This is a genomic window from Tepidimonas sp. (genome assembly GCF_036825565.1).
Taxonomy (GTDB): domain Bacteria; phylum Pseudomonadota; class Gammaproteobacteria; order Burkholderiales; family Burkholderiaceae_C; genus Tepidimonas.
In genome coordinates this window covers 1-9,468 of record NZ_DAISXZ010000081.1, presented here as the reverse complement: position 1 = coordinate 9,468, position 9,468 = coordinate 1, and the positions used below count along the sequence as shown (strand labels likewise).

General features: G+C 70.0%; 8 protein-coding genes and 1 pseudogene. 4 read left to right on the top strand and 5 right to left on the bottom strand.

Annotated elements, in window-relative coordinates:
- Positions 1-99 (bottom strand): annotated as a pseudogene (locus V7026_RS09970) (IS200/IS605 family transposase); the annotation flags it as partial.
- Positions 100-122: 23 nt separating this feature from the next.
- Here V7026_RS09970 and V7026_RS09965 point away from each other — a divergent pair.
- On the top strand, positions 123-1,370 hold the full coding sequence (locus V7026_RS09965; RefSeq protein ID WP_334155231.1) for an RNA-guided endonuclease InsQ/TnpB family protein: 1,248 nt from the start codon (positions 123-125) through the stop codon (positions 1,368-1,370).
- On the opposite strand, the gene V7026_RS09960 is transcribed toward V7026_RS09965, so the two are convergent.
- Both V7026_RS09960 and rocF read right to left on the bottom strand, forming a co-directional pair.
- Complete coding sequence (locus tag V7026_RS09960) at positions 1,367-1,831, bottom strand: DUF4143 domain-containing protein (RefSeq protein ID WP_334155234.1); 465 nt, start codon at positions 1,829-1,831, stop codon at positions 1,367-1,369. The two genes, V7026_RS09965 and V7026_RS09960, sit on opposite strands and share 4 nt — an antisense overlap.
- Positions 1,832-1,868: 37 nt before the next feature.
- Positions 1,869-2,825: an arginase gene (rocF, locus tag V7026_RS09955; protein WP_334155230.1), complete on the bottom strand. Its 957-nt coding sequence runs from the start codon at positions 2,823-2,825 to the stop codon at positions 1,869-1,871.
- Between the two features lie 60 nt (positions 2,826-2,885).
- Between rocF and holA the strand changes: the two genes are divergently transcribed.
- Both holA and V7026_RS09945 read left to right on the top strand, forming a co-directional pair.
- Positions 2,886-3,941, top strand: a complete 1,056-nt coding sequence (gene holA, locus V7026_RS09950; protein WP_334155229.1) for a DNA polymerase III subunit delta — start codon at positions 2,886-2,888, stop codon at positions 3,939-3,941.
- 49 nt (positions 3,942-3,990) lie between these two features.
- Positions 3,991-4,542 carry a C40 family peptidase gene (locus tag V7026_RS09945; protein WP_334155228.1) on the top strand — a complete coding sequence of 184 codons (552 nt, stop codon included), beginning with the start codon at positions 3,991-3,993 and terminating at the stop codon, positions 4,540-4,542.
- A gap of 6 nt (positions 4,543-4,548) precedes the next feature.
- Here V7026_RS09945 and V7026_RS09940 read toward each other — a convergent pair whose 3' ends face one another.
- Both V7026_RS09940 and glnE read right to left on the bottom strand, forming a co-directional pair.
- Positions 4,549-5,136, bottom strand: a complete 588-nt coding sequence (locus V7026_RS09940) for a glutathione peroxidase (RefSeq protein WP_443082345.1) — start codon at positions 5,134-5,136, stop codon at positions 4,549-4,551.
- 121 nt (positions 5,137-5,257) lie between these two features.
- Positions 5,258-8,050 carry a bifunctional [glutamate--ammonia ligase]-adenylyl-L-tyrosine phosphorylase/[glutamate--ammonia-ligase] adenylyltransferase gene (glnE, locus tag V7026_RS09935; protein WP_334155227.1) on the bottom strand — a complete coding sequence of 931 codons (2,793 nt, stop codon included), beginning with the start codon at positions 8,048-8,050 and terminating at the stop codon, positions 5,258-5,260.
- Positions 8,051-8,058: 8 nt separating this feature from the next.
- Here glnE and V7026_RS09930 point away from each other — a divergent pair.
- Positions 8,059-9,468, top strand: a 1,410-nt coding sequence (locus V7026_RS09930) for a YhdP family protein (protein ID WP_443082344.1), incomplete at its 3' end; no start/stop codon positions are given.

Below are 9,468 nucleotides of genomic sequence, written 5' to 3'. Positions count from 1 at the left end.
GGTAAACACTTCGCGCCGGTATTTGGTCACGAAGACCAAATGCACGTGCATCAGAAAGACGCAGTGCCGACCGCGCCGAATATCGTTGTCGTTGCTCATAGGCCAAGCGTATCATTTCGCCCATGCAACGTCTGCAAGCCTTCAGATACGAACTGATGCCGACCGGCGAACAGCAGCGCCAGATGCGCTGCTTCGCTGGCTCGTGCCGCTTCGTATTCAACAAGGCGCTGGCGTTGCAGAAGGAACGCTACGAGCAAGGGGAAAAGAAGCTCGGTTACGGCGGCCTGTGCAAGCTGCTCACCGAGTGGCGCAATGGGCCTGAAACGCCGTGGCTGGCCGATGCGCCTGTGCATCCGCTGCAACAGGCGCTGAAGGATTTGGAGCGCGCTTACGCCAACTTCTTCGCCAAGCGGGCCGGTTTCCCACGTTTCAAGAAGAAAGGCCAACACGACAGCTTCCGCTATCCCGACCCGAAACAGATCAAGCTCGATCAGGCCAACAGCCGCCTGTTTCTGCCCAAGCTCGGCTGGCTGCGCTACCGCAACAGCCGCGAGGTTCTGGGTACGGTGAAGAACGTTACCGTGAGCCAGTCGTGCGGCAAATGGTACGTGTCGATCCAGACAGAGCGTGAAATTCAAGCCCCAGTGCCCAAGGCCACCAGTGCCGTGGGCATCGACATGGGCGTGACACGCTTTGCCACGCTCTCAGACGGCACGTTCTACGCGCCGCTCAACAGCTTCAAGCGGCACGAAACCGCGCTGCGCAAAGCGCAGCAGGCCATGAGCCGGAAGGTGAAGTTCAGCAACAACTGGAGGAAGGCGAAAGCCAGAGTCCAGCGCATTCATGCCCGCATCGGCAATGCCCGCCGCGACTTCCTGCACAAGACCACGACCGCGATCAGCCAAAACCACGCGATGGTGTGTATCGAGGATTTGCAGGTGCGAAACATGTCCAGGTCGGCGGCAGGCACTACCGAACAGCCGGGAAGAAACGTTCGGGCCAAGTCTGGCCTGAACAAGTCCATCCTCGATCAAGGCTGGTTCGAGTTCCGCCGCCAACTGGACTACAAGCTGGCATGGGCCGGCGGGCATCTCATCGTCGTGCCGCCGCAGAACACGTCGCGGACGTGCCCGGCCTGCGGCCATGTGTCGGCGGACAACCGCCAGACGCAGGCCCGGTTCCTGTGCGTCGAATGCGGTTTCAAGGAAAACGCCGATCTGGTCGGCGCGATCAACATACTCAGGGCGGGACACGCCCGTTGCGCCTGTGAAGTGAGCGGTGCAGTCATGCCGCCAGCAGCAGGAACCCACCGAAGCGACTCATTCCGGCTCGATGCCGGGGTGAGCGCCGTAGGAATCCCCCGACTTTAGGCGGGGGAGGATGTCAAGACCTCGGAGACGACCCAGGTCTCGAACAGCGCGCCGCGCAGCGCGTGGGTGTGCAGCTGGGCTGGCGCGCGGATGCCCGCCAGCCACGCCGCCAGCCCGGCGTCCAGAAAGTAGAGCTTGGGCGTCTTGACCAGCCGCTTGCCGATGTTCTGGTGGTAGGGCGGCAGCCGCAGCATCAGGTAGCTGGCCTCCAGCACCGACAGCCACTGCCGCGCCGTGGTGGCCGACAGCGGCAGCAGCAGCTCCAGCCGGCCGACGCGCCCGGCCAGCGTCTGCGTCAGGCCGTGGGCCAGCTCGAACTGCCGCGAGCCGGTCAGGACGAAGTCGCCCATGCGCCGGCGCTCGTCCACCAGCCCCTGCAACCACGACAGCAGGGCCGGGCAGCGCTGGATCTCATCCAGCACCGCGCCGTCGGGAAAGCGGGCCAGAAAGCCGCGCGCCAGCCGCAGCAGCGTGGAGTGGGCGTTGCGCGGGATCAGTTTACGTTTGAAACGTGGATTTGCGCACCTGGTGCTCGCGCATCAAGGTGCTTTTGCCAAACAGGCTCTCGATCAAATCCACCGCCAGCAGCGCGGTGCGGTTGCGCACATCCAGCGCCGGGTTCAGCTCCATCACGTCCAGGCTGGCCAGGCGGCCGGTGTCCGCGATCATCTCCATGCACAGCTGGGCTTCGCGGTAGGTGGGGCCGCCGGGCACGGTCGTGCCTACGCCGGGCGCAATGTCGGGGTCCAGAAAATCGACGTCGAAGCTGACATGCAAGTGGGTGTCGGCGTCCAGGCCCGCCAGGGCTTGCTCCATCGTGTGGCGCATGCCCATTTCGTCGATGTAGCGCATGTCGTACACCTCCAGGCCCTGCTCGTGGACGAAGCGCTTCTCCCCCGCATCGACGCTGCGGATGCCAATCTGGCGCACCTGCTGCGGGTGCAGCGCCGGGCCCTCGCCACCCAGGCGCACCAGCGCCTCGGGGCCAAAGCCGCAGAGGCACGCCACCGGCATGCCGTGCAAATTGCCGCTGGGGGTGAGCGCCGAGGTGTTGAAGTCCGCGTGCGCGTCCAGCCAGAGCACGCGCAGCTTGCGGCCGGTGGCGCGGCAGTGGCGCGCCACGGCGCTGATGGAGCCCATGGCCAAGCAATGGTCGCCGCCCAGCAGGATGGGCAGGCGGCCCTTCGTCAGCTCGGCATACACGGCGTCGTGCACCGCGCGGTTCCACGCCACCACCTCGTCCAGGTGGCGGTAGCCATCCACGGCGGGGCGCCAAGGGTTGGCTGGGCCTCTCAGGTTGCCGCCGTCTTCTACCTGCAGGCCGTGGGACTCGAGCGCCGCTTTCAGGCCGGCGACTCGCAGCGCTTCCGGGCCCATGGACGCGCCGCGCGCGCCGGCGCCAATGTCGGTGGGGGCGCCCACGAGGGCGACGGTGGGAAACGAAGTCGTGCTCATGGCGGGCGGTGTGGGTGGTGACGAAGCGAATAGTGTGGCATGCCGCCTAGAATCCCCGCCATGCAAATCGGCGCCGCCCAATTGCCCGCCCAGCTCCAGCGTGCGCTGGCGCCCTTGTATGTGGTGCATGGCGACGAGGCCTTGCTGGTGCAGGAGGCGGCCGACGCCATCCGTGCCGCGGCGCGGGCCGCCGGCCACGGCGAGCGGACCGTCTTCACCGTGGCAGGCGCGCACACGGACTGGAGCGGCATCCTGGCCGCCGGCGGGGCGCTGAGCCTGTTCGCCGACAAGCGCCTGATCGAGCTGCGCATTCCGTCGGGCAAACCGGGCAAGGACGGGGCCGAGGCGCTGCAGCGCTTGGCCGAATCCGCCGCCGCCTCGGCGGACACCGTCACCCTGGTGCTGCTGCCCCGGCTGGACGGTACCGCGCTCAAGAGCGCGTGGTGGGCGGCGTTGGCGGCGCGTGGCGTCGTGGTCCGCGTGGACGCGGTGGAGCGCGCGCAACTGCCCGACTGGATCGCGCAGCGCCTGTGGCAGCAGGGGCAGCATGTCGCCGCGGGCGAGGAGGGGCAGCGCACACTCGCTTTCATGGCCGATCGGGTGGAGGGGAACCTGTTGGCCGCGCACCAGGAGATCGCCAAACTGGGCCTGCTGTATCCGCCCGGGGAGCTGTCGTTCGAGCAGGTGCGCACGGCGGTGCTGGACGTGGCGCGCTACGACCCCTTCCGGCTGCCCGAGGCGGTGTTGGAAGGGGCGCTGCCGCGCGTGCAGCGCATGCTGGAAGGGCTGCGCGCCGAGGGGGTGGCGCCCGTGCCGGTGCACTGGGCGCTGGCGGACGAGCTGCGTACCCTGCACCGGGTGCGGCAGGCGATGGACCGCGGCCAGCCTCTGCCGCTGGTGCTGCGCGAACAGCGCGTCTGGGGCCCGCGCGAGAAGCGCTACGAGCGCCTGCTGCCCCGGCTGCGGGCGGCGCAGACCGGGCGCTGGCTGGCCGAGGCGCAGACGGTGGACGGCATCGTTAAGGGCCTGACGGCCCCCGACTGGCCGGCCGATCCGTGGTTGGCGCTGCAACGCCTGGCGTTTGCCGTGGCTGCCGGGTGTGCCGCCGCGCGCTGAACCGTGCGGTGCCCGGGATCGGTTGCGGCTTCTGTTAGCATCCGCGGTTATGCGTCGAGTCGCCGCTTTCGTCCTGTCTGCGCTGCTGACCGTGGCCGCCCATGCCGCGCCCCCGGCGCCGGGCGCTCCCCTCGTCGGCGCGCCGGCTGCGGAGGGCCTGTTGGGCCAGCTGCAATCGGTCGGCACCGAAACGGGTCTGATGGCCAGCCAGCTGATGAACACCGCGCTTGGCCTGATCGGCGTGCCCTACCGCATGGGGGGCAGCACCGCCGAGACCGGTTTCGACTGCAGCGGCTTCGTGCGCTATGTGTACGCCAACACGCTCGGGCTGGTGCTGCCACGGCGCGCGGCGGAGCAGGCGCAGGCCACCACCCCCATCGCCAAGGATGACCTGCGCCCCGGCGATCTGGTGTTTTTCAACACCATGCGCCGGGCGTTCAGCCATGTGGGCGTCTATTTGGGGGATGGCAAGTTCATCCACTCCCCCAGCAAGGGCGACAGCGTCAAGATCAGCGACATGAACGATCGCTACTGGGCGCGGCGCTTCAACGGCGCGCGCCGGGTGGATGCCGCGGAAACGTCGTTGCCGCTGGTCCGCTGATCCCGCTCAGGAGCCGAGCAGCCGCTCGATGTCGCGCCGCAGCGAGCCGCTGTCCGGCGCGGTGAGGCTGTTGTAGGCCAGCACGGTACGGCCGTCGCGGCTGATCAGGTATTTGTAGAAGTTCCACTTCGGCGTCGTGCCGGTGCGTTCGGCCAGTTGCTTGAACAGCGCGTTGGCCTGTGGGCCGCGCACGTGGCTCTTGGCAAACATCGGGAATTGCACCCCGAATGTGTTTTCGCAGAACTCGGCGATCTGCTGGTTGCCGCCCGGCTCCTGTTGGCCGAAGTCGTTGGACGGAAAGCCCAGCACCACCAGCCCGCGCTCGCGGTAGCGGCGAAAAAGCTCTTCCAGTCCTTTGTACTGCTGAGTGAAGCCGCAGTAGCTGGCGGTGTTGACGACCAGCACCACCTGGCCGGCATACTGGCACAGGTTCTGGGGTTTCTCGTCCTGCAAGCGCGGGAAGGTGTGCTGCAGGACCGGCGGACAGGCGCTGGAGGCGGGCGCGGAGACGCCGCTCGGCTGCGCGGCGGCAACAGGCATGGGGCTCATGGCGGCGGTGAACAGGGCCAAGACCAACAGGGACGACGGGCGCATGGCGATGGCGGGCGAAGTGACGACGTTATAGGGACATCGTAAGCCGGCGCGCGCAGCCTGGTCGGGGTGGTGGCCGGCAACCCGGCTGGCGTCGGGGGCATGACGGCTGAGCTGGGGGCGGTCATCCGAGCGCCGCCTGCCACAGCGCGCGCACGGCGGCGGCCTCGGCTCGCACTTCGGCGGGATCGATTTGGGTGGGCGCCTCGTCCAGCCGCGCCCGGTGCTGCAGCTGACGCAGATGGCGGTAGGCGTCGGCGGCGGCCTGGCCGACGCCGGAGGGCAGCAAGCCGGCGGCCTCGGCGCGCTGCAGCAGCGCGATGTTGCCGGCGTTGGCGCGCAGCGGCGGGTGCGCCGCGCTGTGCGCCAGCACCAGGTACTGCACGGCAAACTCCACATCGATCATGCCGCCGGGGCTGTGCTTGAGGTCGAAGCGGCCCGGGCGTACCGGGTGCGCCTCGTAGAGACGCTGGCGCATCGCGCGGATTTCGCTGGCCAGCGCCACGGGGTCACGCGAAGCGGTGATGACGGCCTCACGTACGGCGTCGAAGCGCGCGCGCAGGTCGGGGCTGCCGACCACGAAGCGCGCGCGTGTCATCGCCTGGTGTTCCCAGGTCCAGGCGGTGTTGCTGCCGCGGTTTTGCTGGTAGTCGGCGTAGGCCTGAAAGGTGGTGACCAGCAGCCCGGAGTTGCCGTTGGGCCGCAGCGCGGTGTCGATCTCGAACAGGTCACCCTCACCGGTCTTGACGGTCAGCCAGTTGATCAGCTTGCGCACGAAGGCGGCGTAGACCTCGGGGGCGCGCTCGTCGTCGTCATCGTAGACGAAGACGATGTCGAGGTCGCTGCCGTAGCCGAGCTCCTTGCCGCCGAGTTTGCCGTAGCCGATGATGGCGTGGCGTGGCTCGTCGCGGTGGCGGCCCTTGAGGCGCTGCCAGCACCACTGGCCGGTGATCTGCAGCACGGCGTCGGCCAGGGCGCTCAGGTCGTCGGCGACCTGTTCCACCGCCAGCAGCCCTTCGACGTCGCGCGCCAGGGTGCGGAACACCTCGGCGTGGTGGGCGCGGCGCAGCAGGTCCAGCAGCGCTTCGTCGTCGTCCTCGCCGGTCTTGTGCAGCGACCAGCGGCGCGCCTCCAGCTCGGCCGCGAAGACCGTGGCGTCGAAGCGGCCCTCGTACAGTTCGCGGCTGGCCAGCTCGTCGATGACGCCCGGGTGGCGCAGCAGATAACGCGCCGGCCAGCGCGCCGCGCCCAGCACCCGCAGCAGCCGCTCGTGCACGGCGGGGCGCTCCTGCAGCAGCGCCAGGTAGCTCTCGCGGCGCAGCAGCGGCTCGATCCAGTCGGCCAGCCGCACAGCGGCGGTTTCGCTCACGCCGCCCGCCTCGATCCACGCCCCCGTGCGCTCCACCAGCCGCGCCAGGCGCACCCGCGCGTCCTCGCGCAGCGCAAGCACGCGCGGATGGTCGCACCACATCGCCACGCGCTCGGCAAAGCCGGCCGGCAACTGCGGCAGCACGGCCTGCAAATCTTCCACCGCCGAGCGGGACTGCCCGTGGCAGCCTTTGCCGTTGCAGCCCGTGCCGTGGCCGTCGCCGCCCAGCAGCGTGTCGAACTCCTGCGCCACCACCTCGCGGTGCGCATCCAGCACACGCAGAAAGGCCGGCGCCCCGTCGAAGCCCAGCGACGCGGCGATCCAGGCCAGGTCGTCGTCGCGCGTGGGCAGCACATGGGTCTGCTGGTCGTCCAGGTACTGGATGCGGTGCTCCACCCGCCGCAAAAAGATGTAGGCGTCGGCGAGTTGTCGCGCCTTGTCCGCCGGCATTAGGCCGGCCTGGGCCACGCGCTGCAGGGCCTGCAGCGTCGGGCGGGTGCGCAGCTCCGGAAACTGCCCGCCGCGCACCACCTGTAGCAGTTGCACGATGAACTCGATTTCGCGGATGCCGCCGCGCGAGAGCTTGACGTCGTTGGCGCGCTCCGGGTGGCCGGCGGCGCGCCGCGCCGCATGTTCGCGGATATGGCGGTGTAGCCGCCGCAGCGCCTCGAACACGCCGTAGTCCAGATAGCGTCGGAAGACGAACGGCAGCACGATGGGCCGCAGCCACTGGCCGGTGCCATCGCGCCGCGCGCCCTCGGCCGGGGCGACCACGCGGCTTTTCAGCCAGGCAAACCGCTCCCACTCCCGGCCCTGGACCTGGAAATAATCCTCCAGCGCGCCCAGCGACACGGCAGGCGGACCGGAATTGCCGTTCGGCCGCAAGGCCAGATCCACCCGGAACACCTGGCCGTGCTCCGTCACGTCGCCCACCAGCGTGTGGATGCGTTTGACGACCTTGCCGAAATACTCGTGGTTGCTGATGCGGTTGCGCCCCTCGGCGTTGCCGGCGGTCTCGCCCTCGCCTTCGTACACGTAGATCAGGTCGATGTCGCTGGAGACGTTGAGCTCGCGCGCGCCGAACTTGCCCATGCCGACGATCCACCACGCGCAGCGCCGCCCCTCGGAGGCCGCGCCCCCTTCGCTCCCGTTGCCCCCTTCCCTCGGCGGCAGGGGGCCTGGGGGCTCGCCGGCCGGAGCCAGGGGTCGGCCGTGCAATGCGTCCAGCTCGGCGCAGGCGGCCCGGGCGGCTTCGTCCAGTGCCAGCTCGGCCAGCGCGGTGACGCCGCGCGTGACCGCCTCCAGCGGCGCGGCCTGCTCACAGTCCAGCACGGCCAGCCGCTCGAGCGTCAGGTGGCGCAGCACCCGCAGCGCGGCATCCAGCCCGTATCCGCGTTCGCGCAGGGCGCTCAGGGCCGTGCGCAAGGTGTCGGCGGTGGGGGCGCCCGGGGGGAGCAAGGCACGCTCGCCGTCGTAGCGGCGGCGCACGCGTTGCACGAAGCGGCTGTGGTCGGCACGGGCCGAACCAACGCAAACGCTCGAGATCATAATTTCGTGTGACTCCAACCCCGACCCCTTCCCGCCCCCAGTGGCACCTGCGCACGCTGACGCTGGCGTCCCGTGTCGCGCTCGGGTTGGCGGTGTCGGTCTGGGCGTTGCTGATCGTGGCGTGGGGGGCTCTCCAGTTCTGGATTGTGCCGCGCGCTGAAGCCTGGCGGCCGACCTTCGAAGCGGTGGCCACACGCGCGCTGGGGGTGCGGGTAACCGTCGGGACCATCGAGGCCGCGACCGCCGCCGGGGCCGCCACGCTGACCCTGCGCGATGTGCGCCTGTACGACGCGCGCGGCCACGAGGCCCTGCACCTGCCCCAAGTGCTGGCGGCGCTGTCGGTGACCTCGCTGTGGCGGCTGGGCTTCGACCAGCTCGTGATCGAGGGACCGACACTCGAGGTGCGTCGGCTGGCCGACGGACGTCTGCAGGTTGCCGGATTGGAGCTGGCGGGCATGGGCGGCGACAGCTCCGCGGCCGATTGGTTTTTCGGCCAGCGCGAATTTGCCCTGCGCGCCGGGGTGTTGCGCTGGATCGACGAGCAACGCCCGAACGCCCCGCCGTTGGCACTGACGGCGGTGGACCTGGTGGTGCGCAACCCCGGCGTGCGGCACGAGTTTCGGCTCGACGCCACGCCCCCGGCGGAGTGGGGCGACCGTTTCAGCGTGCGGGGCCGCTTTGCCCGGCCGTTTTGGCAGACCCACCCCGGGCGCTGGCGCGAGTGGTCGGGCGAATTGTTCGTGCTGGCGCCGAGGCTGGATGCGCAGCGCCTGGGGGCCTATGTGGACACCGCCGCCCTGTGGGGGGTGCGCGAGCTGCGCGCCACCGGCGCCCTGCGGCTGTGGGCCGATGTGCGCCGCGCGCAATGGCGCGCCGCCACCGCGGATGTGCAGTGGAGCGATGTCCACGTCGTCTGGGCGCCGAGCGCGCAGGCGCGGGTCGAGCCCTTGCGCGTCGCCCACCTGGGCGGGCGGCTGGGGCTGGAGCACGATGGCGACACCACCGTTTGGACCACCCAGGGACTGGCCATCACCACGGGCGACGGCAGCGACTGGCCGCGTGGGGATGTGCGCTTCGAGTACGCCCTGGCGCCGGATGGGGGGGTGCGGAGCTGGGCCTTGTCTTCCGACCGGCTGGACTTGGGCGTGGTCCAGCGCCTGGCGCGGGTGCTGCCCGTGGGCGAGGCTGTCAACCACTGGGCGGAGCAGACGCAGCCGGCCGGCGTGGCCGAGGGGCTGGCGGTACGCTGGAGCGCCCCGCCCAAACCCGGCGCACCCGAGCAATGGGAGGCGCGCGGGCGGGTGCGCGGGCTGGCCCTGCGGCCCGGCGTCGTGCCGCGCGCCGCACCGGGCGAGACGGCCTTCGGTCGCCCGGGGCTGGAGGGGGTCGACGTCGAGTTTGCGCTGGATGAGCGGGGT